The 24,179-nt window shown below is 73.9% G+C and carries 21 protein-coding genes and 1 pseudogene; 6 read left to right on the top strand and 16 right to left on the bottom strand.

What is annotated here, in order from left to right:
• Positions 1 to 101 (top strand): annotated as a pseudogene (locus tag ACZ6EJ_RS10735) (ATP-binding protein); the annotation flags it as partial.
• A gap of 73 nt (positions 102 to 174) precedes the next feature.
• Here ACZ6EJ_RS10735 and ACZ6EJ_RS10730 read toward each other — a convergent pair.
• Together ACZ6EJ_RS10730 and ACZ6EJ_RS10725 are read right to left on the bottom strand one after the other, a co-directional pair.
• Entirely contained in the window at positions 175 to 378 is a 204-nt protein-coding gene (locus ACZ6EJ_RS10730) for an acyl-CoA carboxylase subunit epsilon (protein WP_469266136.1), read from the bottom strand.
• Between the two features lie 65 nt (positions 379 to 443).
• A complete protein-coding gene (locus tag ACZ6EJ_RS10725) occupies positions 444 to 2,027 on the bottom strand; it encodes an acyl-CoA carboxylase subunit beta (protein WP_469266134.1) in 1,584 nt (527 codons plus the stop codon).
• A 506-nt stretch (positions 2,028 to 2,533) separates the two neighbouring features.
• Between ACZ6EJ_RS10725 and ACZ6EJ_RS10720 the strand changes: the two genes are divergently transcribed.
• Together ACZ6EJ_RS10720 and ACZ6EJ_RS10715 are read left to right on the top strand one after the other, a co-directional pair.
• Positions 2,534 to 3,208: a peptidoglycan-binding domain-containing protein gene (locus ACZ6EJ_RS10720; RefSeq protein ID WP_469266132.1), complete on the top strand. Its 675-nt coding sequence runs from the start codon at positions 2,534 to 2,536 to the stop codon at positions 3,206 to 3,208.
• 193 nt (positions 3,209 to 3,401) lie between these two features.
• Positions 3,402 to 4,016 (top strand): YceI family protein, encoded by a 615-nt coding sequence (locus tag ACZ6EJ_RS10715; RefSeq protein WP_469266130.1) that lies wholly within the window; start codon positions 3,402 to 3,404, stop codon positions 4,014 to 4,016.
• Positions 4,017 to 4,100: 84 nt separating this feature from the next.
• Here the strand turns inward: ACZ6EJ_RS10715 and ACZ6EJ_RS10710 are convergent, their stop codons facing one another.
• The 4 genes from ACZ6EJ_RS10710 to ACZ6EJ_RS10695 all read right to left on the bottom strand — a co-directional run bounded on the left by ACZ6EJ_RS10710 (position 4,101) and on the right by ACZ6EJ_RS10695 (position 7,236).
• The gene (locus tag ACZ6EJ_RS10710; protein WP_469266129.1) at positions 4,101 to 4,715 is read right to left on the bottom strand and encodes a GNAT family N-acetyltransferase; all 615 of its coding nucleotides are present in this window, start codon (positions 4,713 to 4,715) and stop codon (positions 4,101 to 4,103) included.
• 153 nt (positions 4,716 to 4,868) lie between these two features.
• On the bottom strand, positions 4,869 to 5,828 hold the full coding sequence (locus ACZ6EJ_RS10705; RefSeq protein WP_469266127.1) for an NAD(P)/FAD-dependent oxidoreductase: 960 nt from the start codon (positions 5,826 to 5,828) through the stop codon (positions 4,869 to 4,871).
• A gap of 150 nt (positions 5,829 to 5,978) precedes the next feature.
• Positions 5,979 to 6,854 carry an AraC family transcriptional regulator gene (locus tag ACZ6EJ_RS10700; protein WP_469266125.1) on the bottom strand — a complete coding sequence of 292 codons (876 nt, stop codon included), beginning with the start codon at positions 6,852 to 6,854 and terminating at the stop codon, positions 5,979 to 5,981.
• 151 nt (positions 6,855 to 7,005) lie between these two features.
• The gene (locus tag ACZ6EJ_RS10695) at positions 7,006 to 7,236 is read right to left on the bottom strand and encodes a hypothetical protein (RefSeq protein ID WP_469266123.1); all 231 of its coding nucleotides are present in this window, start codon (positions 7,234 to 7,236) and stop codon (positions 7,006 to 7,008) included.
• Between the two features lie 97 nt (positions 7,237 to 7,333).
• On the opposite strand from ACZ6EJ_RS10695, the gene ACZ6EJ_RS10690 reads away from it, so the two are divergent.
• On the top strand, positions 7,334 to 8,356 hold the full coding sequence (locus tag ACZ6EJ_RS10690; protein ID WP_469266121.1) for a YdcF family protein: 1,023 nt from the start codon (positions 7,334 to 7,336) through the stop codon (positions 8,354 to 8,356).
• Between the two features lie 4 nt (positions 8,357 to 8,360).
• On the opposite strand, the gene ACZ6EJ_RS10685 is transcribed toward ACZ6EJ_RS10690, so the two are convergent.
• The 6 genes from ACZ6EJ_RS10685 to ACZ6EJ_RS10660 all read right to left on the bottom strand — a co-directional run bounded on the left by ACZ6EJ_RS10685 (position 8,361) and on the right by ACZ6EJ_RS10660 (position 15,336).
• Complete coding sequence (locus ACZ6EJ_RS10685; RefSeq protein WP_469266120.1) at positions 8,361 to 9,752, bottom strand: hypothetical protein; 1,392 nt, start codon at positions 9,750 to 9,752, stop codon at positions 8,361 to 8,363.
• Positions 9,753 to 9,810: 58 nt separating this feature from the next.
• A complete protein-coding gene (gene cimA, locus ACZ6EJ_RS10680; RefSeq protein ID WP_469266119.1) occupies positions 9,811 to 11,418 on the bottom strand; it encodes a citramalate synthase in 1,608 nt (535 codons plus the stop codon).
• A 413-nt stretch (positions 11,419 to 11,831) separates the two neighbouring features.
• The gene (locus ACZ6EJ_RS10675) at positions 11,832 to 12,935 is read right to left on the bottom strand and encodes a branched-chain amino acid aminotransferase (protein WP_469266118.1); all 1,104 of its coding nucleotides are present in this window, start codon (positions 12,933 to 12,935) and stop codon (positions 11,832 to 11,834) included.
• Between the two features lie 256 nt (positions 12,936 to 13,191).
• The gene (locus ACZ6EJ_RS10670; RefSeq protein ID WP_469266116.1) at positions 13,192 to 14,235 is read right to left on the bottom strand and encodes a 3-isopropylmalate dehydrogenase; all 1,044 of its coding nucleotides are present in this window, start codon (positions 14,233 to 14,235) and stop codon (positions 13,192 to 13,194) included.
• Positions 14,236 to 14,321: 86 nt separating this feature from the next.
• Positions 14,322 to 14,450 (bottom strand): hypothetical protein, encoded by a 129-nt coding sequence (locus tag ACZ6EJ_RS10665; protein ID WP_469266115.1) that lies wholly within the window; start codon positions 14,448 to 14,450, stop codon positions 14,322 to 14,324.
• A gap of 334 nt (positions 14,451 to 14,784) precedes the next feature.
• On the bottom strand, positions 14,785 to 15,336 hold the full coding sequence (locus ACZ6EJ_RS10660; protein ID WP_469266114.1) for a GNAT family N-acetyltransferase: 552 nt from the start codon (positions 15,334 to 15,336) through the stop codon (positions 14,785 to 14,787).
• A gap of 136 nt (positions 15,337 to 15,472) precedes the next feature.
• On the opposite strand from ACZ6EJ_RS10660, the gene ACZ6EJ_RS10655 reads away from it, so the two are divergent.
• Positions 15,473 to 16,183, top strand: a complete 711-nt coding sequence (locus ACZ6EJ_RS10655; protein ID WP_469266113.1) for a nitroreductase family protein — start codon at positions 15,473 to 15,475, stop codon at positions 16,181 to 16,183.
• Between the two features lie 151 nt (positions 16,184 to 16,334).
• Here ACZ6EJ_RS10655 and pruA read toward each other — a convergent pair whose 3' ends face one another.
• Both pruA and ACZ6EJ_RS10645 read right to left on the bottom strand, forming a co-directional pair.
• Positions 16,335 to 17,966 (bottom strand): L-glutamate gamma-semialdehyde dehydrogenase, encoded by a 1,632-nt coding sequence (gene pruA / locus ACZ6EJ_RS10650; RefSeq protein ID WP_469266111.1) that lies wholly within the window; start codon positions 17,964 to 17,966, stop codon positions 16,335 to 16,337.
• Between the two features lie 52 nt (positions 17,967 to 18,018).
• Positions 18,019 to 18,945, bottom strand: a complete 927-nt coding sequence (locus ACZ6EJ_RS10645) for a proline dehydrogenase family protein (RefSeq protein WP_469266109.1) — start codon at positions 18,943 to 18,945, stop codon at positions 18,019 to 18,021.
• A 181-nt stretch (positions 18,946 to 19,126) separates the two neighbouring features.
• Here ACZ6EJ_RS10645 and ACZ6EJ_RS10640 point away from each other — a divergent pair, with 181 nt between their 5' ends.
• The gene (locus ACZ6EJ_RS10640; protein ID WP_469266108.1) at positions 19,127 to 20,278 is read left to right on the top strand and encodes a PucR family transcriptional regulator; all 1,152 of its coding nucleotides are present in this window, start codon (positions 19,127 to 19,129) and stop codon (positions 20,276 to 20,278) included.
• Between the two features lie 517 nt (positions 20,279 to 20,795).
• Here the strand turns inward: ACZ6EJ_RS10640 and ACZ6EJ_RS10635 are convergent.
• Both ACZ6EJ_RS10635 and serA read right to left on the bottom strand, forming a co-directional pair.
• Positions 20,796 to 21,494, bottom strand: a complete 699-nt coding sequence (locus ACZ6EJ_RS10635) for a hypothetical protein (RefSeq protein ID WP_469266139.1) — start codon at positions 21,492 to 21,494, stop codon at positions 20,796 to 20,798.
• A gap of 709 nt (positions 21,495 to 22,203) precedes the next feature.
• Positions 22,204 to 23,796: a phosphoglycerate dehydrogenase gene (gene serA, locus ACZ6EJ_RS10630; RefSeq protein ID WP_469266107.1), complete on the bottom strand. Its 1,593-nt coding sequence runs from the start codon at positions 23,794 to 23,796 to the stop codon at positions 22,204 to 22,206.
• Positions 23,797 to 24,179 lie beyond the last annotated feature (383 nt).

Below are 24,179 nucleotides of genomic sequence, written 5' to 3'. Positions count from 1 at the left end.
CCGACACCCCCATCCTCACCACCGACGCCCGCCACCGCGCCGACGCCAAGAGCGCCCTCATCACCCTCGTCGAACACGCCCTCATGGCCCGCCTGCGCTGATCGACCGCCCGACGCGCCGGGGCCCGCACTCCCGATGAGGAGTGCGGGCCCCGGCGCTTCGCGTCCGTGCGGTTCAGCCCTGCCAACTGTGCGGGGCGCGGAAGCCCGGCGTGCGCTCCAGTCGGCGCCAGCCCGCGGTGTCGCGGCCGCGGTGGGCGGGGGCGGCGGGCCGGGCGGCGGCGCGGGCGAGGAGGACCGCGGTGATGGCGGCCAGTTCCTCGGGGCCGGCGTGGCCCTTCTCGACGCGTAGGACGGACTCGGCGGTGGTCGGGATCATGGGGGGTCTCCGTCTTCTGGGCAGCGGGTCGTGGTCTTCGGGGCGCGCGGCGCCGGGAAGGACGGCTACTGCGGGGGGTTGCCGTGCTTGCGGGACGGCAGGTCGGCGTGCTTGCTGCGGAGCATGGCGAGCGAGGCGATGAGCACCTCGCGGGTCTCGGCGGGGTCGATGACGTCGTCGACCAGGCCGCGCTCGGCCGCGTAGTAGGGGTGCATCAGCTCGGCCTTGTACTCCTTGACCATGCGGGTGCGCATGGCGTCGGAGTCCTCGGCGTCCGCGATCTGGCGCCGGAAGATGACGTTGGCGGCGCCCTCGGCCCCCATCACGGCGATCTCGTTGGTGGGCCAGGCGTAGGTGAGGTCCGCTCCGATGGACTGGCTGTCCATGACGATGTAGGCGCCTCCGTAGGCCTTGCGCAGGATCAGCGAGATCCGCGGCACGGTGGCGTTGCAGTAGGCGTACAGCAGCTTCGCACCGTGGCGGATGATTCCACCGTGCTCCTGATCGACGCCGGGGAGGAAGCCGGGTACGTCCAGAAGAGTGATGATCGGGATGTTGAACGCATCGCACATCTGGACGAAGCGGGCGGCCTTCTCGGAGGCCTCGATGTCCAGGACACCGGCCAGCACCTGCGGCTGGTTGGCGACGATGCCGACGACCTGGCCGTCGAGGCGGGCCAGCGCGCAGACGATGTTGCGGGCCCAGCGCTCGTGGATCTCCAGGTAGTCGCCGTCGTCGACGAGCTCCTCGATGACCTGGTGCATGTCGTACGGGCGGTTGCCGTCGGCCGGGACCAGGTCCAGCAGGACGTCGCCGCGCCGGTCGGCCGGGTCGTCGCTCTCGACCGTCGGCGGGTTCTCGCGGTTGTTGGAGGGCAGCATCCCGATCAGGTAGCGGACCTCCGCGATGCAGGTCTCCTCGTCGTCGTACGCGAAGTGCGCGACGCCCGAGGTCTCGGCGTGCACGTCCGCGCCGCCGAGGCCGTTCTGGGTGATCTCCTCGCCGGTGACCGCCTTGACGACGTCCGGTCCGGTGATGAACATCTGCGAGGTCTCGCGGACCATGAAGACGAAGTCGGTGAGCGCCGGGCTGTAGGCCGCGCCGCCCGCGCACGGGCCGAGCATGACGGAGATCTGCGGGATGACGCCGCTGGCGCGGGTGTTCCGCTGGAAGATCCCGCCGTATCCGGCGAGGGCGGAGACGCCCTCCTGGATACGGGCGCCGGCGCCGTCGTTCAGCGAGACCAGCGGCGCGCCGGCCGAGATGGCCATGTCCATGATCTTGTGGATCTTCGTGGCGTGGGCCTCGCCCAGCGCTCCGCCGAAGATCCGGAAGTCGTGGGCGTAGACGAAGACCGTACGGCCCTCGACGGTGCCCCAGCCGGTGATGACCCCGTCGGTGTAGGGCTTCTTGGCCTCCAGGCCGAAACCGGTGGCCCGGTGCCGGCGCAACTGCTCGACCTCCTTGAACGAGCCAGGGTCCAGCAGCAGCTCGATGCGCTCGCGCGCGGTCAGCTTGCCCTTGGCGTGCTGCGCCTCGGTCGCCCGCTCGCTCGGTCCGCGCCGCGCCTGCTCGCGCAGAGCCAGCAGCTCGGCCACCCGGCCTCGGGTGTCGTTCGGCTCACCCTGGGTTTCGTCCACAACGGTCATGTACCGACCCTACGAACCCGGACCCAGAAATCGCGCCGTCCACTCCGTACAGTCTCCTGCCCGGTTTCGTGGTGGGAGTGAACAGAACCTTTTCGCCGGGCAGGCGAGCCACCAGCGAAACGCCGCGCCGGTTTATGGAGACCCCACAAAGGCGGGCTGTGCCGTGGACCACACGTCACGGAGCGGGGCCGGCGGCTTCCCCAGTATGGCGGAGCGTCACCGCCCGGCGCCCCGGCGGGCGGCCCCCTTCCGCTCCGGAAGCGGGCGTCGCACCGCTCGACGCCGGCGCACGGCTCCCACGGCTGCCGCCCTCCACGACGCCGTCCGGCACTTTGGCCATCCGCCCGGACGGCACGTGCGCGGAGGGCCCGCGCCGGGCACGGCGGATGCGGGCCCGGACACCGTACGCCCGACGGGCGGTGAGGGCGCCAGGCGGGTGACAGGCCATCACCTGCCCTCCCGCGTGGCGTTCTTGACTTCACCGGGGCCCGTCGGGACGGTTCCGTATGCGAAACACCCCTCTCCCCCGCCGCGCGCTCGCGGCGCTCGCCGTCGGGTTCCTGCTGACCGCCGCCGCCCCGGCCCGCGCGGAACCGGCCCCGCCGGCGCCAGGGGCCCCCGCCCCCGGCGCGCACGGGCTGCGCGCCTTCCAGCAGCGGTACGGGCTGCCGCCGACCGGCCGGGTCGACACCGCCACCGCCCGCCTGCTCAGGGCGGCCCCGGACAGCGAACTGCGCGCGGCCTTCGCCGCTCCGGCCGACCTCGGCCCGGAGCAGCTCGCCCACGCCCGTACGGTCATCGGCGTCGGGAAGGGCGCGGGCATCCCCGCGCAGGGCCAGGTCATCGCCCTGATGACGGCCATGCAGGAGTCGACGTTCGTCAACTACACGTCCCCGGTCAACGGCGACTCGCTCGGCGTCTTCCAGCAGCGCCCCAGCATGGGGTGGGGCACGCCGGAGCAGATCACCCACGTGCCGACCTCGGCCAGGTCCTTCTACGGGCTGCCCTCGCCCAGCAGCAACCCAGGGCTGCTCCAGGTCGACGGCTGGGAGGACAGGGCGCCGGGCGAGGCGTGCCAGGCGGTGCAGCGGTCCGCGCACCCCGACCGGTACGCGCAGTGGGAGGCGTTCGCCCGGAAGCTGCTGGCGGAGGAGGGCCCCGCGGCGGACCCGATCGCCTGAGACCGCCCCCGCCGCGGGCCGCCTCCCGCACCGGGGGCGGTCCGCGGCGGGTTGCTCACCGGCCGGGGAAGGGCCTTCGACGAAGATGTTGAATGTTGAACCAGAACTCGCTACAGTGAATCTCGTTGAACGTTAAACAACCTCGTCGGCGGAGTCCCGCCGCCGTTCCCCAGCACATCCCCGAGGAGGAGCCATGGCTCTGTTCACCCGCAAGCCGACCACCGCCCCCGCCGCCGAGGCCCCCGCGGTGGACCCGGCGCTCGCCGCGCTGACCGGCACGTACACCCTGGACCCGGCGCACAGCCGCATCGGCTTCACCGTGCGCCACGCGATGGTCACCAACGTGCGCGGCTCCTTCGCCGACCACGAGGGCACCCTGGTCCTGAACGGCGCCGACCCGGCCGCCTCCTCGGCCTCCATCGACGTGCGGATCGCCTCCGTCGACACCGGCATCGCCGACCGCGACCGCCACCTGGTCAGCGGCGACTTCTTCGACGCCGAGCGGTTCCCCCTCATGACGTTCCGCTCCACCGGTGCGGAGCAGTCGGGCGGCGACGCCTACCGCGTCACCGGCGATCTCACCATCAAGGACGTGACGCGCCCGCTCTCCATCGACCTGGAGTTCAACGGCTCCGCCACCGACGTCTACGGCAACCAGCGCGTCGGCTTCGAGGGCAGCGCGGAGATCCTGCGCTCCGACTGGGGCCTGACCTGGAACGCGGCGCTGGAGACCGGCGGCGTGATGGTCAGCGACAAGGTGAAGCTCACCTTCGACATCTCCGCGATCAAGGCCGCCCCGCAGGGCTGACCGGCCGGACGCCGCAAACGGAACGCCCGCCGCCACCCCTTTCCGGGGCGGAGGCGGGCGTCCGGCGTGCGTGGGGGCGGACGGTCACGCGGCGGCGGGGCGCGGTCCGCGCCGCATCGCCCAGAGCGGCGGGCCGCCGCCGGGCAGGCGGGCCTCCCCGAGCACGGTGAAGCCGAAGTGCTCGTAGACGGGCAGGTTGTCCGGCTTGGAGGACTCCAGGTAGACGGGCAGGCCCGCCGCGTCGGCGCGGGCCAGTCCGGACCGCAGCAGCGCGGCCCCGTGCCCCTGGCCCCGCGCGTCCGGGTCCGCCCCGATGACGGCCAGGTACCAGTGCGGTTCCTGGGGGCTGTGCTGGGCGGCCGCCTCGACGGCCTCGCGGAACAGGGGCGCCCTGTCGCCCAGGATCGCCTCCAGCTCCTGGACGGTCTCCGCGTCGGGGACGGCCTTGGCCTGCCCCTGCGGCGGCACCCAGAAGGCGGCCGCGGACCCGGTGCGCTCGCACACCCCGTGCCGGAGGTACTGCCTGCTGAAGATCGTCGCGAAGTAGCGGGCGAGGTCGTCCTGGCGCGCGGCCCCGCCGGGGAGGAACCAGCCCATCATCGGGTCGTCCTGGAAGGCACGGGCCAGGACGCGGCCGACCAGCGGGGCGTCGTCGAGCGTCGCCGCCTTCGGTGTGTTCGTCGTCGACATGAGGGACATCCTGCCTGCCGTGATCTTGAGCGGCGAGGCGGGGGCGGTCCCGCGCGGGGGCGGGACGGGCCCGCCGATCCGCCCGGTCGAAGGGTGGGCCCTCTGCCGCGAGCCGCGGGCCTTCGGCCGTGGGCCGTGGGCCGCGGCCTGCGGCCTGCGGCGTCACCCCCGGCGGGCCGCGACCGCCAGCCGGGTGTCCTCGGCGGTCAGGTCCGCGTTGATCGCGCAGCCCGCGCGCAGGCCCGCCGCCGCCGCGCCGACGACCTGGGCGGTGAGGTCGGAGACGTTGCCCGCCACCCAGACGCCGGGGACCCCGGTCGCACCGGTGGCGTCGGCGGGGACGTACGTGCCCACGACCGCGCCGCGCGTCTCCTGGGCGACCGGTTCGACGCCCAGGGACGCGAGCACGGCCGAGCGGGCGGTGAACCGGGCCTGGACCACCAGGGCCTCGCGCGGGACGACCCGCCCGCCGGCCAGGCGTACGCCGGTGAGGCGGTCGTCCGTGACCTCCAGGCCGGACACCTCGCCGTCCACCACCGCCACGCCCCGCGCCGCCAGCTCCTCGCACTCCTCGTCCGCGGGCTCCGGGCCCGTGTGGCGGAAGAGCGTCACGTCCGCGCTCCACTGCCGCCACATCAGCGCCTGGTGCACGGCGAGGGGGCCCGTGCCGAGGACGCCGATCGGGCGGTCCGCCACCTCGTGTCCGTGGCAGTGCGGGCAGTGCAGCACCTCGCGGCCCCACCGCTCCGCCAGTCCGGGCACGGGCGGCAGCTCGTCGACGAGCCCCGTGGCCACCAGGAGCCGGCGCGCCTCCACCGAGCGGCCGTCCTCCGTCGCCACCCGGAAGCCGCGCCCTCCGGGCAGCCGCTCGGCCGCTGCCGCCCGGCCCCCGACGACCTCCGCGCCGTACCCGCTCGCCTCGCCCCGGCCGATCGCCAGCAGCTCGCCGGGCGGCGCCGACTCCCGGCCCAGGTAGTTGTGCACATGGGCGGCGGGGGCGTTGCGGGGCTCCCCCGCGTCGATCACCAGGACCGAACGCCGGGCCCGCGCCAGGTTCAGCGCCCCGCTCAGGCCGGCGGCCCCGCCGCCCACGATCACCACGTCGTACCGCTGCCGCTTCATGCCGCTCCCGTTCGTCCCGCTCGTCCGGGGGTGGGCCCCCCGGTTACCGGAACGATGGGCCCACCACGCACAGGATGGCAACGATGCTTGCCGGAACGGCAAGGCCGTCCGAGCGCCGCGATCAACGACGGCCCCGCGGACGGCCCCGGCTCAGCCGACGGGCGGTCGGGTCCGCTCCACCGGCAGCCAGAGTTCGGCGTCCGCCTCCGTCCCGTCCTCGGACAGTTCCACCCGCAGGATCTCCGGGCCCGGCCGGGATGCGTACGGGTTCGACGGGAACCACTGCGTGAACACGTCCCGCCACAGGTGCTGGAGTGTTCGCGGGAACGGGCCCGTGCTCTCGAAGACGGCCCAGGAACCGGCCTCCACCGTCAGCACGTCCAGGTCCTCGGGCGGCTCCTGGCCCGTCGCCGCCCCTTGGTAGTAGTCGAGTCCGGTGCCCTCCGCGCGACTGGGGTCGAGCTGGTCGCTCACCCCGAGCAACCCGGCCGGCTCCTGGTCGGACAGGGCCTCGATGCGCCGCAGCCCCTCCTTGCCGATGCCCCGGACGAACCGCTCGATGGCCTCGTTCGGACCCTCGTGGACCAGGGGCACGCGCGCCTTCCTCCCCACCACGCGGAACTCTTCCTTCTTCACCAGCCGGTACCGCACGGCACTGCTCCCTTCGACGACGAGCCGGAAGGTCAGGCGTTGCTGGGACCGCAGGACCGCGCCGTCGCGCCGCGCCTCGCCCGGCCCGACGCCGTGCACCGCCCGGAACGCGCGGGCGAAGCCCTCCCCCGTGTCGTAGCCGTACCGCACGGCCACGTCCAGCAGCGTCCGGTCGCCCGCGAGCACGTCGGCGCCCGCGAGCGTCATGCGGCGACGGCGGACGTACTCCCCCAGCGGTACGCCCGCCAGCGCGGAGAACACCCTGCGGAAGTGGTACTCCGACGTCCCGGCGATACGAGCCAGCTCGGCGGCCTCGACGCGTTCGCCGAGGTGCGCCTCGATGTGCTCCATCGCTTCGTTCAACCGCTCCAGCACGCCTGCCCCCTCCTCTTTCCCGTCCACCGTAGGCAGGGGAGAACACGGCGGACCCGACCGTCCGTGCCCGGTCCGGTCGGGTCCGCCGGCGCTTCCGCGGCGCGTCGGTGGTCGGCGCCCGGTCCTCGCGGTCGGGGGGTCGGGTCTCGGGTCAGAGCGTTTCGGTCCCGGAGACGGTGGTGGTCACCCCCCCGGCGGTGGAGGTCGCGCCCGCAGGCCCTTCGAGCAGGTGGCCGAGTCCGCCGAAATCGTCCAGCGTGCCGAGGGAGACGGCCGGTTCGGCCGCGTGTGCGGTGTCCCCGCCGCCGGGGGGCGGGGAGATCGCGGCGACGACCGCTCCGGCGGCGAGGGTGATGACGGCGAGTACGCTTCGCTTCTTCATGTCGGCTTCAACGGCTCGGAACCCGGAAAGGGCACGCCCGGCTCTCCTCGTCCCGGCCGCTGTCGGGGGGCGTCGGCGTGCCGCATACGCTGTGCGGATGATGGTCTACGCCCCGGCGGCCCTCCTCTTCGCCGTCTTCTGCGCGAGCGTGCTGCACGACCGCCGGAAGTTCAGCAACGCCGTGGTCCTGGGGCTCGCCGTGCTCTGCGCGGTGGCCGCCTGGCTGTACCGGCTGATCAGGTCGGGGACGGCGTCGGGCGAGGTCGCGGCCTGGTCGCTGCTGGTGCTGGGGGCGCTGGCCGTCCTCGTGCTGACGTGCTTCCTCCTCCTCAACGGCGTACGGATGCTGCGCAAGGAGGGCAGGAGCCCGTCCAACCTGCTCTCGCTGGCGGCCGCGCTGGCCATCGCCGGCGTCGTGGCGCTGCTCGTCACCGCCGTGAGCGTGCGCACCCCGGTGCTGACGGGGGTGGCGGTGGCGGCCGGCGGTCTGGCGCTCTACGTCTCGTTCCTCTTCCTGTGCTTCGTCTGCTACGCGTTCCTCTACGGGCGGCTGCGGGTGCGCCGCAAGGCCGACTTCGTGGTGGTGCTCGGCTCGGGGCTGGTGGGCGGCTCCACCGTGCCGCCGCTGCTGGCGAGCCGCCTGAAGCGGGCCCGCGCGGTCCACGCGCGGCTCGCCCGGCACGGCGGGTCCCCGGTGCTGATCACCTCGGGGGGCCAGGGGCCCGACGAGGACCTGCCGGAGTCCCACGCCATGGCCGACCACCTGGTGGCCGAGGGGTTCCCGGCCCACCTCATCGAGCGGGAGGACCGTTCGACGACGACCGAGGAGAACCTGCGGTTCAGCAGGGCGATCATGGAGAGGGCGAACCCGGACTACCGGTGCGTGGTCGTCACGAACAACTACCACGCCTTCCGCGCCGCCCTCACCGCCCGACAGGTCCGCATCCGGGGGCAGGTGGTCGGCTCGCCCACGGCCGCGTACTTCTGGCCGAACGCGACGATCCGCGAGTTCACCGCGGTCCTCGTCTCCTACCGGCGCACCAACGCGGTGGCCTGCCTGCTGATCGTCCTCGGCGGGGTGGCCGCCTGGTGGGCGGCCGCGCACAACGGGGTCGGGTAGCCGCTCAGAACCCGCCCCCGTCGAAACCGCCGCCTCCTCCGCCGAAGCCGCCGCCGTCGCCGAATCCGCCTCCGCCTCCGTCGCCGAAGCCTCCGCCGAAGCCGGAGGCGTCGAAGTCGGTGCCGGAGAACTCGCCGCCGCCCGCCCCGCCGCCGAAGTCGCCGCCGCCGTACTCGGAGGCGTACGCCGGGGTGGCGAGCATCGAGCCGAGCATGGTGCCGACCAGGAGGCCGGGGAGCAGGCCGCCGCCGAAGTAGCCGCCGGCCCACGGCCCGTACGCCGGGCCCGCCTCCCAGTACGGGCGGCGCGCCCCGCCGCCGACGTCCACCGTGCGGCTCATGGGGTCCTCGCCCGCACGCAGCCGCGCCTCGTCCGCGCCGCAGACCGGCACCTCGCGGGACGCGCCGCCGGCCGGGGTCCACAGCACGTCCGCGACCGAGGGGCCGTGGCGCGGGTCGAAGAAGCACGGCGGCCTGCGGGCCGGCAGCTCCCCGCCGGTGCGGCGGGCCTCCAGGACCGCGAGGGAGTAGCGGCCGTCCTCCAGGGTCTGGGTGACTCCTCGCACGTCGGAGGGGTGCGTGGCCCGTTCCATCCTGGTCTTGGCGCTCTCGTAGGAGTCCAGGGCCCGTGCGTAGTCGGCGCGCATGGCGTCGTCCGCGCCCGGTTCGGCGGGGTGGAAGTCGAGGCGTTCGAGGGTTTCGCCGTACGCCGTGATGTCCTCGTCGACGACGACCCGGAGCTTGTCGAGCGCGGCGCGCTCCTCCTCCTCGCGGCGGCGCCTGCTGCGGCGGGTGACCGCGTAGACGCCCGCGCCGCCCGCCGCCACCAGGGCGCCGAGCGTGATCAGGCCGCCGACCGGAGCGCCTGAGCCGTCCGTCGCGCCGTCGCCGGACCAGGAGGCCGGTGCGGAGCCGCGCGCCTGTTCGACGGCGCGGTCGACGAAGGCGTTGAGCTGGGCCGCCGCGTCCGTGTCGGTCGCGGGGCCCTTCACGGAGGCGGTGAGGTTGTCGACCGCGCGGGTGGGCATGACCTGCGGGTCGGCGCCCGCGTCGAACCCGTCGCCGAGCCGGACGGCGTAGACGCCGGTGACGCCGGTGTCGCCGCGCAGGGTCTGGAGCAGGCCCTCCTCGGGGAAGGCCGGGGTGTCGGGAAGCACGGCCACGAACACCGGCTTGTCCGCCTTGACGATCTTGTTCTCCAGGGCCTTCTCCTGGGCGGCGGAGAGCTGGTCGCGGGCCGCGGGGTCCACATGGACCGGGTCCTCGCGCAGGGCTCGGGCGGCGTCGGCGAGGGTCCCGGCGGGGGCGGCCGAGGCCGCCGGGGTCAGGGCCAGGGCCGCTGCGGCGAAGATGAGCAGCAGGCCTGCCAGCAATGCGGAGAAAAGCCTTTTCCTCATACTTCACGCTACTCCAGGCGGGCGGCGAACGGCGAGGCCCGCCCGGAGTGCGCCTCGGCTACTCGGTCGGCTCGACGCCCGCCCGCAGCAGCCCGTAGGTGTACGCGTCCTCCAGCGCCTGCCAGGACGCGGCGATGACGTTCTCCGCCACGCCCACGGTCGCCCAGTCGCCCGTGCCGTCGCCCGTGGTGATCAGCACGCGGGTGGTGGACTCGGTGCCGGTGCGCCCCTCCAGGATGCGGACCTTGTAGTCGACCAGCTCCAACTTGGCGAGCTGGGGGTAGATCCGCTCCAGGGCGACCCGCAGGGCCCGGTCCAGGGCGTTGACCGGTCCGTTGCCCTCGGCGGTGGCGACGATCCGCTCGCCCTTGGCCCAGAGCTTCACGGTGCCCTCGTTGGCGTGCGTGCCGTCGGGGCGGTCCTCGACGATGGCCCGCCATGACTCCGTACGGAAGTAGCGGCGGGCCCGTCCCTCGACCTCGCCGCGCAGCAGCAGCTCGAAGGAGGCGTCGGCGGCCTCGTAGGTGTAGCCCTGGAGCTCGCGCTCCTTGACCCGTTCCACGACCCGGCCGACCAGGGCGCGGTCGTCGCCGAGGTCGATGCCGAGCTCCCTGCCCTTCAGCTCGATGGAGGCGCGGCCGGCCATGTCGGAGACCAGCATCCGCATGGTGTTGCCGACCAGCTCCGGGGCGATGTGCTGGTACAGGTCGGGGTCGACCTTGATGGCCGAGGCGTGCAGCCCGGCCTTGTGGGCGAAGGCCGAGACGCCCACGTACGGCTGATGGGTGGAGGGGGCGAGGTTGACGACCTCCGCGATGGCGTGCGAGATCCGGGTCATCTCGGCGAGCGCGCCCTCGGGCAGCACCTTCATGCCGTACTTGAGTTCCAGAGCGGCGACGACCGGGAAGAGGTTGGCGTTGCCGACCCGCTCGCCGTAGCCGTTGGCCGTGCACTGGACGTGGGTGGCCCCGGCGTCCACGGCGGCCAGGGTGTTGGCGACGGCGCAGCCGGTGTCGTCCTGGGCGTGGATGCCGAGACGGGCCCCGGTGTCCGCGAGGACGGTGGCGACGACGGCCTGGACCTGCGCGGGGAGCATCCCGCCGTTGGTGTCGCAGAGGATGACGACCTCGGCGCCGGCCTCGTGCGCGGCACGGACCACGGACGTGGCGTACGCGGGGTTCGCCCGGTGGCCGTCGAAGAAGTGCTCGCAGTCCACGAAGACCCGGCGGCCCTGCTCGCGCAGGTGGGAGACGGTGTCGCGGACCATCTCCAGGTTCTCCTCCAGGGTGGTGCGCAGGGCCAGTTCCACATGGCGGTCGTGCGCCTTGGCCACCAGCGTGATCACCGGGGCCCCGGACGTCAGGAGCGCCTTGACCTGCGGGTCCTCGGCCGCGCTGCCACCGGCCCTGCGGGTCGCGCCGAACGCCACGAGCTGGGCGTTCTCGAACCGGACCTCCTGCTGGGCACGGGCGAAGAACTCCGTGTCGCGGGGGTTGGCCCCCGGCCAGCCGCCCTCGATGTACCCCACCCCGAAGGCGTCCAGATGCCGGGCGATGGTCAGCTTGTCCGCGACCGTCAGGTTGATGCCCTCACGCTGGGCGCCGTCGCGCAGGGTGGTGTCGAAGACGTGGAAACTGCCGTCGGAGGCGGTGGCCTTGGTGGTCATGCTGGTCTGACTCCTGTCGGACGAGTGAATCCGGATGATCTGGCTCCACTTGCCCCGTCGCCCCGTGCGCCCGTCCCGGCCCCGGATGGGGGCCGGAAAACAAAAAACCCCTCGCGGGTGCGAGAGGTCTGCGCGCGGGTCTGGGGCACGGCGGCCGTGCCGTACGGGGTGGTACGGAACGGTCACTGCGGACCGGCGCGCCTGCTGCCAATAATCATGACGAACGAGGACACGGCAGCAGTCTTGCACAGCGTCGCGCGCGTGACCCCGGCGTCTCAGGATGCGGTCGTGCCACCGGCGCGCCCGCCGGGCGGGGCGGTGGCTCTCCTGTCGGCGGAAGGTGCGGCGGTGGGGACCCCGCACCCCGGTGCGGGCCTCGGGGGTCCTGGTCGGGTGCGGGGTCCGGGGGGGGGCTAGCCGAGCGGGTGCATCCAGCCGTGGGTGTCCTCGGCCGTGCCGCGCTGGATGTCGAGGAGGCGCTCGCGGAGCCTCATGGTGACCTCGCCGGGCTCGCCCGCGCTCTGCGTCCACTCGCCGCGCTCGGACTTGACCAGGCCGACCGGGGTGATGACGGCGGCCGTGCCGCAGGCGAAGACCTCGACCAGGGAGCCGTTCTCGGTGTCCTCGCGCCACTGGTCGATGGAGATCCGGCCCTCCTCGGCGCCGTAACCGAGGTCGCGGGCGACCGTGAGGAGGGAGTCGCGGGTGACTCCGGCCAGCAGCGAGCCGGTGAGGGCCGGGGTGACGATCTTCCGGGAGCCGTCCTCCTGGGCGTACACGAAGTAGAGGTTCATGCCGCCCAGCTCCTCGACCCACGTGTGCTCGACCGCGTCGAGGTAGGCGACCTGGGCGCAGCCGTGTGCGGCGGCCTCGGCCTGGGCGAGGAGGGAGGCGGCGTAGTTGCCGCCGGTCTTCGCGTCGCCCATGCCGCCGGGGACGGCGCGGACGCGGTTCTCGGAGAGCCAGATGGAGACGGGCTTCACACCGCCGGGGAAGTAGGCGCCGGCGGGCGAGGCGATGACCAGGAAGAGGTACTCGTTGGCCGGCTTCACGCCGAGGCCCACCTCGGTGGCGATCATGAACGGGCGCAGGTAGAGGGACTCCTCGCCGCCGTGCGCCGGGACCCACGCCTTGTCCTGCTCGACCAGCGCGTCGCAGGCCGCGATGAACGTCTCCACGGGCAGCTCGGGCATCGCCAGACGGGCGGCGGAGCGCTGGAAGCGGCGGGCGTTGGCGTCGGGGCGGAAGGTGGCCACCGAGCCGTCGGGGCGGCGGTACGCCTTCAGGCCCTCGAAGATCTCCTGCGCGTAGTGCAGGGTCATGTTGGCCGGGTCCAGCGACAGCGGGCCGTAGGGGACGAGCTGGGCGTCGTGCCAGCCGCGCCCCTCGGTCCAGCGGATGGTCACCATGTGGTCGGTGAAGTGGCGGCCGAATCCGGGGTTGACCAGGATCGCCTCGCGCTCCGCGTCGGACAGCGGGTTCGAGGAGGGCTTGAGCTCGATCGTGGGCGTCGTCATGAATGCGTGTCCTTCACCGGTCTTGTATGTGATGGACCGCGCTCACACCCGTTCTCGCCCGACGCTTCCGGTCGGGTTCCAGGACGTCCGAGCTCTACCGCGAGCCGCGGCCCCGCGTTCGATTATCACTTGCGGGGGGCCGGGCACGAAATGGCGTGAATGCGGTCCGGGGATCGATGGTGGCACCCGGAGGCCGCACAGGTGAAGCCGCCGGGCGCTGGTGCGGCCCGGCGGCTTCTCACAGGGAGTCGTCGGGTCAGCTCGCCACGCGTACGGCGAGGGCGTCACCGATCTCGTCGGTCGTCCGGGCGGCGGCCCCGTCGCGCGCCGCGAGGTCGGCGGAGACGGCGTCCTCGATGCGGGCGGCCTCGGCCTCGTAGCCGAGGTGGCGCAGCAGGAGGGCGACGGAGAGGACCGTGGCGGTCGGGTCGGCCTTGCCCTGGCCCGCGATGTCGGGGGCCGAGCCGTGGACCGGCTCGAACATGGACGGGAAGGCGCCCGTCGGGTTGATGTTGCCGGAGGCGGCCAGGCCGATGCCGCCGGTCACGGCGGCGGCGAGGTCGGTGAGGATGTCGCCGAAGAGGTTGTCGGTGACGATGACGTCGAAGCGCTCCGGCTGGGTGACGAAGAAGATCGTCGCGGCGTCGACGTGCAGGTAGTCGGTGCTGACCTGCGGGTATTCGGCGGCGACCCGGTCGAAGGTGTTCTTCCACAGGTGGCCGGCGTAGACGAGGACGTTGTTCTTGTGGACCAGCGTCAGCTTCTTGCGCGGGCGGGCGGCCGCGCGCTCGAAGGCGTCCCGGACGACGCGCTCGACGCCGTACGCCGTGTTGACGCTGACCTCGGTGGCGACCTCGGCGGGGGTGCCGGTGCGCAGCGAGCCGCCGTTGCCGGTGTACGGGCCCTCGGTGCCCTCGCGGACGACGACGAAGTCGATGTCCGGGCGACCGGCGAGCGGGGTCGCGGTGCTCGGGAAGAGCTTGGAGGGCCGCAGGTTGATGAAGTGGTCGAAGGCGAAGCGCAGCTTCAGCAGCAGCCCGCGCTCCAGGACGCCGGACGGCACGGAGGGGTCGCCGATCGCGCCGAGCAGGATGGCGTCGTGGTTCTTCAGCGCCTCCAGCTCCGCGTCCGGGAGGGTGTCGCCGGTGCGGTGCCAGCGCTGGGCGCCGAGGTCGTACTCCTTGGTCTCCAGCTTCACGTCCTGCGGGAGGACAGCGTTGAGGACCTTGAGGCCCTGGGCCACGACTTCCCGGCCGATTCCGTCACCGGGGATCACTGCGAGATCGATGCTGCGAGACATGCGGAAAGCCTAACGGCGCGTCCCACCCCATGACATACCGCGTCCATCATGTGGACAGAGGCCATGGGGTGGGCGGGCGGCGGGGCTCAGTGGCCGGTCGAGCCGCCGTTGTCGCGGCGGTCGAGGGCGCGCTGGAGGGCGGCGGCGGCGTTCTCGCGCTCCGTCTCGGCCGGGCGGGAGGCGTGGCGGACGCGGCGGGCGGTGGTCTCGGCCATGGTGGATCGACTCCTTTGGCTCGCGTGGGCGTCGAGGCCGGGCCGCCGCCGGGCCGGGGACCGGCGGAGCGGTCGGCGGCACCGGGCGGACGGCACGGCGTCGGCAGAGCGGGTCGGGGTTCTCGGGGGCCGCGAGGGGCGGGGAGCGTACGCCGCAGGGGTTGCCTGCTTCGGGGCGCGCGCCCGCATCCGCCGGTCGCTCGATCGAGCGAATCGTTCGGCTCCTACAACGCTAGGACAGTCCGGCCGTTCTGTCTCCACAGATACTCGGGCTTCCTACTATTTGAGACGGCCAGTCCTCCTGCCGCTCTCTCCGGACGGGACGGCCGCGCCGTCAGAGCAGGGCGCCGTCGCGCCAGTCGAAGGCCAGCGGGTGGGCGGGCGCCGGCAGGAGGCGGCCGGCCGCGGGGCGGACGTACGTGCTGGCCTCCTCCTCGGGCAGCGGCACGGGGCCGTCCGGGCCGAGGGCCGCGAGCCGGCCCGGCCAGACCTGCCAGCCGCGCGCCGCGTACAGGGCCGCGCCCTCGTCGGAGGCGGACAGCGCGCCGAAGTCGTACGCCCGGTCGACGACGTGCTCCAGGGCGGCCATCACGCGGTGGCCGAGCCCTTCGCGGCGGCGGTCGGCGCGGACGGCGACGGCCTCCACGTAGCCGACGCGGTGGCAGCGGCCCCGGTGCAGCACGCGGCGTTGGACGACGCTGCCGTGGGCGACGGGCACGCCGTCCGCGTCGTACGCCAGGGCGTGGACGCCGCCCAGGCAGTGGTCCCAGTCGGCGTCGTCGAAGTCCCCGTCGAAGGCGGCGTCGAGCAGGGCGCGGACGGCGGCGCGCTCGGGGGCGGACAGCTCGGATGTGTGCGCGGTGCGCACGGCGGGGAACCCGGTCACGCCCCCAGCCTCGCAGGCCGCCCGCCCGGCGCCCGCGGCGGGGACGCCCCGGTCACCGGACACTGACCGGGACCGGTTCCCGCGCCTGTCCGGCGGCGGGCTTCCCCCGTCCGGCCCCGCCGCGCACACTGCCGCCATGCCTCACACGACGCCCGAGACCCGCCGGTGGTCGCCCGTCCACGGCGACCCCTACCGCCCCACCCCCTACCGCCCGGAGCGGGTGCCGCCCGAGGAGTCGCTGGCGCGCGCCGCCCGGCTGCGGGCGCGGATGGACGAGCGCAGGACCGTCCGCGCCTTCGCCCCCGACCCGGTCCCCGACCAGGTGCTGCGGGACGCCATCGCCTGCGCGGCGACCGCCCCCTCCGGCGCCCACCAGCAGCCGTGGACGTTCGTCCTGGTCAAGAACCCCGAGGTGCGCCGGCAGATCCGGGAGGCCGCCGAGCGCGAGGAGCGGCTGAGCTACGACGGGCGGCTCGGCGAGGAGTGGCTCGCGGCGCTGCGCCCCCTGGGCACCGACGCGGTGAAGGCCCACATGACGGACGCGCCCGGCCTGATCGTGGTGTTCCAGCAGCGCTACTGGCTCGGCGCGGACGGCACGAAGCGCAAGCACTACTACGTCGACGAGTCGGTCGGCATCGCGGTGGGGATGCTGCTGAGCGCCCTGCACCTGTCCGGGCTGGCCGCGCTGGTCCACACCCCGAGCCCGATGCGCTTCCTCGGCGAGGTGCTGGGCCGCCCGGAGAACGAGAAGGCGTTCGCCGTGATCCCCGTGGGCCACCCGGCCGACGACTGCGAGGTCCCCGACCTGGTGCGCAAGTCGCTGGACCAGGTGCTGGTGGAGGTCTGACCCCGGCTCCCGCCCGGCCGCCGCACGCGGGGGCCGTACGCGAAGCCGCCCTCCGTCCGGCAGGGGGGCCGGGCGGAGGGCGGTGATCAGGGGTGTTCGCCCAGGGGGGCGTGGAGCCGGGGCGTCGTGCTGCGGCGCCCCGGCGCGGGCGTCAGCCCTGGTGCGGGTAGGTGTAGTCGGTCGGCGGGACCAGCGTCTCCTTGATGGCTCGGGTCAGGGTCCAGCGCTGGAGGTTCTGCGGCGCGCCCGCCTTGTCGTTGGTGCCGGAGGCGCGGCCGCCGCCGAAGGGCTGCTGGCCGACGACGGCGCCGGTCGACTTGTCGTTGATGTAGAAGTTGCCGGCGGCGTAGCGCAGCTTGTCCATCGTGTACGCGGCGGCGGCGCGGTCGCCCGCGATGACCGAGCCGGTCAGCGCGTAGTCGGAGACCGACTCCATCTGCTCCAGCATGGCGTCGTACTTCTCGTCCTCGTAGACGTGGACCGCGAGGATCGGGCCGAAGTACTCGGTCGTGAAGACCTCGTTCTCGGGGTCGGAGCACTCGATGACGGTCGGGCGGACGAAGTAGCCCACCGAGTCGTCGTAGGTGCCGCCCGCGATGATCGTGCACGCCGGGTCGGCCGCGGCGCGGTCGATGGCGGCCTTGTTCTTCGCGAACGAGCGCTCGTCGATGACGGCGCCGATGAAGTTCGTCAGGTCGGTGACGTCGCCCATCGTGATGGAGTCGACCTCGGCCGCGAACTCCTCCTTGAAACCGGAGTTCCACAGGGAGGCCGGGATGTACGCCCGCGAGGAGGCGGAGCACTTCTGGCCCTGGTACTCGAAGGAGCCGCGGGTCAGCGCGGTCTTCAGCACGGCGCGGTCGGCGCTGGGGTGCGCGACGACGAAGTCCTTGCCGCCGGTCTCGCCGACGAGCCGCGGGTAGGTGCGGTAGTTGGCGATGTTGTTGCCGACCGTCTTCCACAGGTGCTGGAAGGTGGGGGTCGAGCCGGTGAAGTGGATGCCGGCCAGGTCGCGGTGGTTCAGCGCCACCTCGGAGACGGCGATGCCGTCGCCGGTGACCAGGTTGATGACGCCCTTGGGCAGGCCGGCCTCCTCCAGGAGGCGCATCAGCAGCACGGCGGCGTGGGTCTGGGTCGGGGACGGCTTCCACACCACGACGTTGCCCATGAGGGCGGGGGCGGTGGGGAGGTTGCCCGCGATGGCCGTGAAGTTGAACGGGGTGATCGCGTAGACGAAGCCCTCCAGCGGGCGGTGGTCCATGCGGTTCCACACGCCCGGCGAGTTCGCCGGGGGCTGCTCGGCGAGGATCTGGCGCGCGTAGTGCACGTTGAAGCGCCAGAAGTCGACCAGCTCGCAGGGGGTGTCGATCTCGGCCTGCTGGGCGGTCTTGGACTGGCCCAGCATGGTGGAGGCGGCCAGCGTCTCGCGCCAGGGGCCCGCCAGCAGCTCGGCGGCGCGCAGGATGATCGCCGCGCGGTCGTCGAAGGACATCGCGCGCCAGGCCGGGGCGGCGGCGAGGGCCGCGTCGATGGCGTCCTGGGCGTCCTGCTCGGTGGCAGCGGCGAAGGTGCCGATGACGGCCCGGTGGTTGTGCGGCTGCACGACGTCGAAGCGCTCGCCGCCGCCCATCCGCTTCTCGCCGCCGATGGTCATCGGCAGGTCGATCGGGTTCTCGCTCAGCTCCTTGAGCTTCTGCTCCAGGCGGGCGCGCTCCGGGGAGCCCGGAGCGTAGGAGTGGACCGGCTCGTTGACCGGCGCGGGGACCTGGGTGACGGCGTCCATGAGTGCCTTGTCTCCTTGGTGTCGGCGGGGATGGGGGTCGGCCTGGGCCGGCTCAGCCCTTGGTGAGGATCGAGCGGGCGAAGAACAGCAGGTTGGCCGGCTTCTCCGCGAGGCGGCGCATGAAGTACCCGTACCAGTCGGTGCCGTACGCCGTGTAGACGCGCATCCGGTGGCCCTCGGCCGCGAGCCGGACGTGCTCGTCGCTGCGGATGCCGTACAGCATCTGGAACTCGTACTCGTCCAGTTTGCGCCCGGCCTGGCGGCCCAGCTCCTGGGCGATGGCGATGAGACGGGGGTCGTGGGAGCCGATCATCGGGTAGCCCTCGCCCTCCATCAGGATGCGGGTGACCCGGACGTACGCCTTGTCGATCTCGGCCTTGTCCTGATAGGCGACGGAGGCGGGCTCCTTGTAGGCGCCCTTCACGATGCGTACGCGGCTGCCGGCGGCGGCGAGGCGGCGGGCGTCGTCCTCGGTGCGGAAGAGGTAGGACTGGATGACGCACCCGGTCTGCGGGAAGTCCTTCCGCAGCTCCTCGTGGATGGCGAACATCGAGTCCAGGGTGGTGTGGTCCTCGGCGTCCAGGGTGACCGTGGTGCCGATGGCGGCGGCGGCCTCGACGACGGGGCGCACGTTGGCGAGGGCCAGCTCGTGGCCGCCCTCCAGCGACTGGCCGAACATCGACAGCTTGACGGACATCTCGGCGCGGGCCCCGAGGTCCAGGGCGCTCAGGCGCTCGATGAGCTCCAGGTAAGCGTCGCGGGCGGCCTCGGCCTGCGCGCGGGTGGTGATGTCCTCGCCGACGACGTCGAGCGTGACCTCCAGCCCCTTGTCCGCGGCGTCCTCGACGATCGGCACGACCTGGTCGACGGTCTCACCGGCGATGAAGCGGTCGACGACCTGCTTGGTGCCGGGCGCGGCCGAGACGAACCGGCGCATCTTGTCGCTGCGGGACGCGGCGAGAATCACGGGACCCAGCACGGGGCACCTCCACGAATATACGGACGAACGCGCCTGAGCGGCACGCATGTGAACGGACCGGCACGGCACGGATAACCACGGTGAAATCTAGGGACCGCCTCGACCCTGTGCCATCGACACCTGTCACGCATCCGCGGCCGTCATCTCAGACATCTGTCTGAAGGGGTGCGAGAATGGCGGAGTGAAAGGCGATTACCAGGAACTGGTCGACGAGATCTCGGCCCTCCTCGACGCCCCGGCCACCCTGGAGAACCGGGACTTCGGCCTGGTCGCCTTCGGAGCCCACGACAGCGACGACGACACGGCGATGGACCCGGTCCGCACCCGTTCGATCCTGACCCGCCGCTCCACCCCCGCCGTGCGCGCCTGGTTCGAGGGGTTCGGCATCACGCGGGCGACCGGGCCCGTCCGCATCCCCGCCGCCCCGGAGGCCGGGGTCTTCCGGGACCGCATCTGCCTTCCGGTGCGCCATCGGGGCGTGGTCCTCGGTTACGTCTGGCTGCTCGACGCCGATCCGGGCCCGGCCGACGAGCGGCTGGACGCCGCGATGGAGGTCGCCGCCCGGATCGGGGCGCTGCTCTCCGACGAGGCGCGGGCGGGGGCGGACCTGTCGCGGGAGTTCGGCGCGGTGCTCGCGGCCGGGCCGGGGCGGCAGCACGACAGCGCGGTGGCCGCGCTGCGCGAGGCGCTGGGCCCGGACGCGGAGGGGCTGCACGCGGTGGTGTGCGTGGGCCCGTGGGGCGACGACCTCCCCTCGGTCCGGGGCGTCGCCTCGGCGGCGGCCCTGGCGGGCGTCGCCGTGCCGGGGGCGGGTCCGGGGCCCCGCGCGCTGGCGGCGCTGATCCGGCTCCGCTCGGCGGACCGCCTGGACCCGGCGCTCAGCGCCGCGGACCGGTTGCGCGCGGGCGCCGGACCGGACGCCACCGGAGGCGTCGCGGGGCCGCGCCGGGGTCTGGACGAGCTGGCGGTCTCCTGGCGCGAGGCGGTGGCGGCGGCCCGCGCGGCACGCGCCGAGAGCCGCTTCGGCCCGGTTGCCCGTTGGTCGGCGATCGGCCCGTACCGGCTGCTGACCGCCCTCCCCCGCCCCACCGACACCGGCCGGGACCCGGCCCTCGCCCCGCTGCTGGCCCCGGCGCACCGGGACCTCGCCCGCACCGCCGAGGTCTTCCTGGACTGCGCGGGCCAGGCGAGCCGGACGGCCGCCGCGCTCGGCGTCCACCGCCAGACGCTGTACTACCGGCTCTCGCGGATCGAGCAGATCACCGGGCTCGACCTCGACGACGGCGAGGACCGGCTGCTGCTGCACATGGCGCTGAAGGGCGCGCGGCTGTGAGGCGCGGGGCGGCGCCCCGGCCCCCCACGGGCCGCCCGCGCCCACCGGATCGGCCACCGGTCGGTCGCTGACCAGGGCGGCCGGCACCAACGGCGCGCCCCCGTCGCCGCGGCCGACGCCCACGCCGATCCATTGGCCGCGCTCCCCCGGCCGGGGAGGGCCGTCGGGCCCCAGACGCTCAGATCGCCGTACGGGTCCTCCGCGCACGGCGGCTCCGCGGCACCACCGTTCCGTCGCCCCGGCAGCGGGAGCCCTCCGGACCGTGCGGTGCGGCCCCGGCGGGCGTCCGACGCCCGCTCCAGTCCGGCCAGACGGGCGGCGGCCTCCTCGGGGGCGTACGCGCCGGCCGGCACAGGCCCCTCCCAGAGCGGCTAGCTCCGGAAACCCGCCTCGCGCATCCCCGTTCACTCGCCCGTCACCGGGTCGCCCTCGATCGGCCGGCGGCACGGGAGCGGTCAGCAGCGCCTGCCTCGGCGGCCGCCCGGTCCGCCGCGAAGGACGCGCCCGGCCGCGCGGGTCACAGCACGGCCCGGTCCATCGGCCGGGGCAGCGGGACCAGCGCCCCGGCCGCGCGCAGCCGCTCGTACGCCCGCACCACCGCGGCGCTGTCGCCGGGGGCGGCGATGCTCAGCAGCTCCCCGCCGCCGGGCAGCGGTGCGCGCACGGCCGCCAGGTCGTCGGGGACGAGGGCGGCACGGGCCGGGGAGAGGTAGCCGGTCCGGCCGACGACGGGATCGCCCACGGAGAAGCCGGCGTCGTCCTCCAAGGCGTCCAGCACGTCGTCGTCGCTCACGTCGCCGAAGTCCGGCTCCCACACCCGGACCAGGAGCGACAGGATCTCCTCCTCCGGCACCGCGGCGGCGTCCGGCGCGTGCAGGACGACGGCGACCGACTGGAGCAGGAACTCCGGCGCGCCCCCGGCCAGCCCGCTCAGCTCCGCCTCCCAGCCGGGCGTGCCCGTGCCGACGAGCCGCAGCCCGGTGCCGGTGCGGTCGGACCAGTCGGCCGCGTCCTGGGCGGTGCGCAGCGCGGCGAGCAGGGTGTCGCCGTCGGCGGCGAAGGCGGTCGCGGGTCCGCTCGCGTGGACCTGGCTCCAGGCGTCGGCCGCCTGCGGGACCAGCTCGGCGAACCCGTCCAGGGTCCGCCGCCACCGGTCGGCCAGCGCCTCCACCGGCTCCGGCCTCGGGCCCCAGAAGCCCCGCACCACACGTCGCATCTCGTCTCTCCTCCGTCGGGCCGGCCGCTCCGCCGCCGCTGCCCGGCCGGGCGGCCGGGGCGCGATGCGTTGCAGGCTACTCGGCCACCGGTCCAGGGCTCCGGGTTTCCTCGTGCCGTCGTTCCGCTTCGTCGGGGTGAGCCCCGTCTCGACCGGCGCCCGCTCGCCGCGGAACGCCCTGCGGGCGGCCCTGGCCGCCCCCGGATCGCAGGAGTGCCATTCCACCGGCCGTCCGCCGGGCGCCTCCACGCGGACGCGGGCCTCGGCGACGAATCTCTCCCCGCCGGAGGGGATGAGCGTGTCGGGAGCGGTCTTCGGACACGGAGGCGTACGCAGGAGGCCGAGCACTCGTGCGCCCACCGCTCCCGCCCACAGCGCGGAGCCGGACAGTCCGACGGCCCTGGGACCCGTCGCATCGGACAGCACGAGGAGCAGCACCCGCAGCAGCGTTCGGGCCGCGCAGCGGCGGCCGGGCGTGGGCCCACCGGTGCGCCGCCGGGGACGTGCGTGAACCGCCCCCGACGCCCGGGAGCGACCTGACCACCGGTCACCCCGGTCTCGCGGTCCGCGCGTCGTGGGTCCCAGGGCCCGGCAGCGGGCCCGCCCCCCACCGGTCCCCCGACCCCGGACGGCGACGTACCCGGCGGCGGAGCCGCTCGTGGGGACGAGGGGCCCGCCGCCGGGTACGGAGCGGAGGTCGTGCGGCGCGTCAGGCGGTGAGGTTCACCGAGCGGGCCGAGGAGGCGCCGATCTCCTCCGCGATCTCGGTCAGGACCGGCTGCGGAACCGTGTCGTCGACGGTGAGGACGACCAGCGCCTCACCGCCCACCGCGGCCCGCGAGACCTGCATCCCCGCGATGTTCAGCCCGGCCTCGCCGAGGATCTTGCCGACCGCGCCGACCACGCCGGGACGGTCCTGGTAGCGCAGGACGACCATGTGGTCGGCGAGGGCCAGGTCGACGTCGTGCTCGCCGATGGCCACGATCTTCTGGAGGTTCTTCGGGCCCGCCAGCGTGCCGGAGACCGCGACCTCCTGGCCGTCGGCGAGGGTGCCGCGCACGGTGACCACGTTGCGGTGGTCGGGCGACTCGGAGCTGGTGGTCAGGCGGACCTCGACGCCGCGCTCCTGCGCGAAGAGCGGGGCGTTGACGTAGCTGACGGTCTCGTCGACGACGTCCTCGAAGACGCCCTTGAGCGCCGAGAGCTCCAGCACCTTGACGTCGTGCTGGGTGATCTCGCCGTACACCTCGACGTCCAGGCGGGCCGCGACCTCGCCCGCGAGCGCGGTGAAGATCCGGCCGAGCTTCTCCGCGAGCGGCAGGCCGGGGCGCACGTCCTCCGCGATGACGCCGCCCTGGACGTTGACCGCGTCCGGGACCAGCTCGCCGGCGAGCGCGAGGCGGACGGACCGGGCGACCGCGATGCCGGCCTTCTCCTGCGCCTCGTCGGTGGACGCGCCGAGGTGCGGGGTGCAGACGACCTGGTCGAACTGGAAGAGCGGGGAGTCGGTGCAGGGCTCCTTCGCGTACACGTCGAGGCCGGCGCCCGCGACGCGGCCCTCCTTGAGCGCGGAGGCCAGGGCCTCCTCGTCCACGATCCCGCCGCGGGCGGCGTTGACGATGCGCACCGACGGCTTGACCTTGTGCAGCGCCTCGTCACCGATCAGGCCCAGCGTCTCGGGGGTCTTGGGGAGGTGCACGGTGATGAAGTCGGCGACCTCCAGCAGCTCGTCCAGGGAGAGCAGCTTGACGCCCATCTGCGCGGCGCGGGCCGGCTGGACGTAGGGGTCGTAGGCGACGATCTTCATGCCGAAGGCCGACATGCGCTGGGCGACCAGGACGCCGATGCGGCCGAGGCCGACGACGCCGAGGACCTTCTCGCTGAGCTCGACCCCGGTGTACTTGGAACGCTTCCACTCGCCGTTCTTCAGGGCGGTGTTGGCCTGCGGGATGTTGCGCGCGGTGGCCACCAGCAGCCCGCAGGCCAGCTCGGCCGCGGTGACGATGTTGGAGGTGGGGGCGTTGACGACCATCACGCCGGCCTTGGTGGCCGAGGAGACGTCGACGTTGTCCAGGCCGACGCCCGCGCGGGCCACGACCCGGAGCTTCTTCGCGGCCGCGATGGCCTCGGCGTCGACCTTGGTGGCGGAGCGCACCAGGAGGGCGTCGGCGTCGGCGATCGCGGGGATCAGCTCGGCGCGGTCCGCGCCGTTGCAGTGCCGGATCTCGAAATCCGGACCCAGAGCGTCCACCGTGGCGGGCGACAGCTCTTCAGCGATGAGTACGACAGGTTTCGAGCTCACGTGAGTCCTCACAAGTCCAGTGCGGACGGCCGTCCCGACGGCCGCAGGCGGTGGAGGGGCTAGCCGCGTGGTAGACGCACGACACTGTGGGCCCTGACGCGTGTTATGGGTGGAGTGTAGTCGTGCGGAGGGCCTTGTACCGCGCCCCGGTGGCGGGATCACCCGCACGAGCGGGACGTCGTGCACGCCCGTGCGCCACCCGTCGGAAGCGACCGCTCCGCACCGTGCGGAGCGGTCCTCCCTGCCCGGTCCCCCACCCTGTCCCCGCAGTGACACGGGGGTGGGGACGGGCGGTGGGGGGGGGGGGGGGGGGGGGGGGGGGGGGGGGGGGGAGGGGGGGGGGGGGGGGGCTCCTTCCCCCCCGCCGCACCCTCCTCCTCCGC

The sequence above is a fragment of the Streptomyces sp. NPDC041970 genome (assembly GCF_055588985.1).
This window is presented reverse-complemented; position numbering and strand designations above follow the sequence as displayed.

What these genes read in the sequence shown, in the direction of transcription:
- ACZ6EJ_RS10730 (WP_469266136.1), bottom strand. Translation starts at nt 378, where the DNA reads ATGATCCCGACCACCGCCGAGTCCGTCCTACGCGTCGAGAAGGGCCAC.
- ACZ6EJ_RS10725 (WP_469266134.1), bottom strand. Translation starts at nt 2,027, where the DNA reads ATGACCGTTGTGGACGAAACCCAGGGTGAGCCGAACGACACCCGAGGC.
- ACZ6EJ_RS10720 (WP_469266132.1), top strand. Translation starts at nt 2,534, where the DNA reads ATGCGAAACACCCCTCTCCCCCGCCGCGCGCTCGCGGCGCTCGCCGTC.
- ACZ6EJ_RS10715 (WP_469266130.1), top strand. Translation starts at nt 3,402, where the DNA reads ATGGCTCTGTTCACCCGCAAGCCGACCACCGCCCCCGCCGCCGAGGCC.
- ACZ6EJ_RS10710 (WP_469266129.1), bottom strand. Translation starts at nt 4,715, where the DNA reads ATGTCCCTCATGTCGACGACGAACACACCGAAGGCGGCGACGCTCGAC.
- ACZ6EJ_RS10705 (WP_469266127.1), bottom strand. Translation starts at nt 5,828, where the DNA reads ATGAAGCGGCAGCGGTACGACGTGGTGATCGTGGGCGGCGGGGCCGCC.
- ACZ6EJ_RS10695 (WP_469266123.1), bottom strand. Translation starts at nt 7,236, where the DNA reads ATGAAGAAGCGAAGCGTACTCGCCGTCATCACCCTCGCCGCCGGAGCG.
- ACZ6EJ_RS10690 (WP_469266121.1), top strand. Translation starts at nt 7,334, where the DNA reads ATGATGGTCTACGCCCCGGCGGCCCTCCTCTTCGCCGTCTTCTGCGCG.
- ACZ6EJ_RS10685 (WP_469266120.1), bottom strand. Translation starts at nt 9,752, where the DNA reads ATGAGGAAAAGGCTTTTCTCCGCATTGCTGGCAGGCCTGCTGCTCATC.
- cimA (WP_469266119.1), bottom strand. Translation starts at nt 11,418, where the DNA reads ATGACCACCAAGGCCACCGCCTCCGACGGCAGTTTCCACGTCTTCGAC.
- ACZ6EJ_RS10675 (WP_469266118.1), bottom strand. Translation starts at nt 12,935, where the DNA reads ATGACGACGCCCACGATCGAGCTCAAGCCCTCCTCGAACCCGCTGTCC.
- ACZ6EJ_RS10670 (WP_469266116.1), bottom strand. Translation starts at nt 14,235, where the DNA reads ATGTCTCGCAGCATCGATCTCGCAGTGATCCCCGGTGACGGAATCGGC.
- ACZ6EJ_RS10665 (WP_469266115.1), bottom strand. Translation starts at nt 14,450, where the DNA reads ATGGCCGAGACCACCGCCCGCCGCGTCCGCCACGCCTCCCGCCCGGCC.
- ACZ6EJ_RS10655 (WP_469266113.1), top strand. Translation starts at nt 15,473, where the DNA reads ATGCCTCACACGACGCCCGAGACCCGCCGGTGGTCGCCCGTCCACGGC.
- pruA (WP_469266111.1), bottom strand. Translation starts at nt 17,966, where the DNA reads ATGGACGCCGTCACCCAGGTCCCCGCGCCGGTCAACGAGCCGGTCCAC.
- ACZ6EJ_RS10635 (WP_469266139.1), bottom strand. Translation starts at nt 21,494, where the DNA reads ATGCGACGTGTGGTGCGGGGCTTCTGGGGCCCGAGGCCGGAGCCGGTG.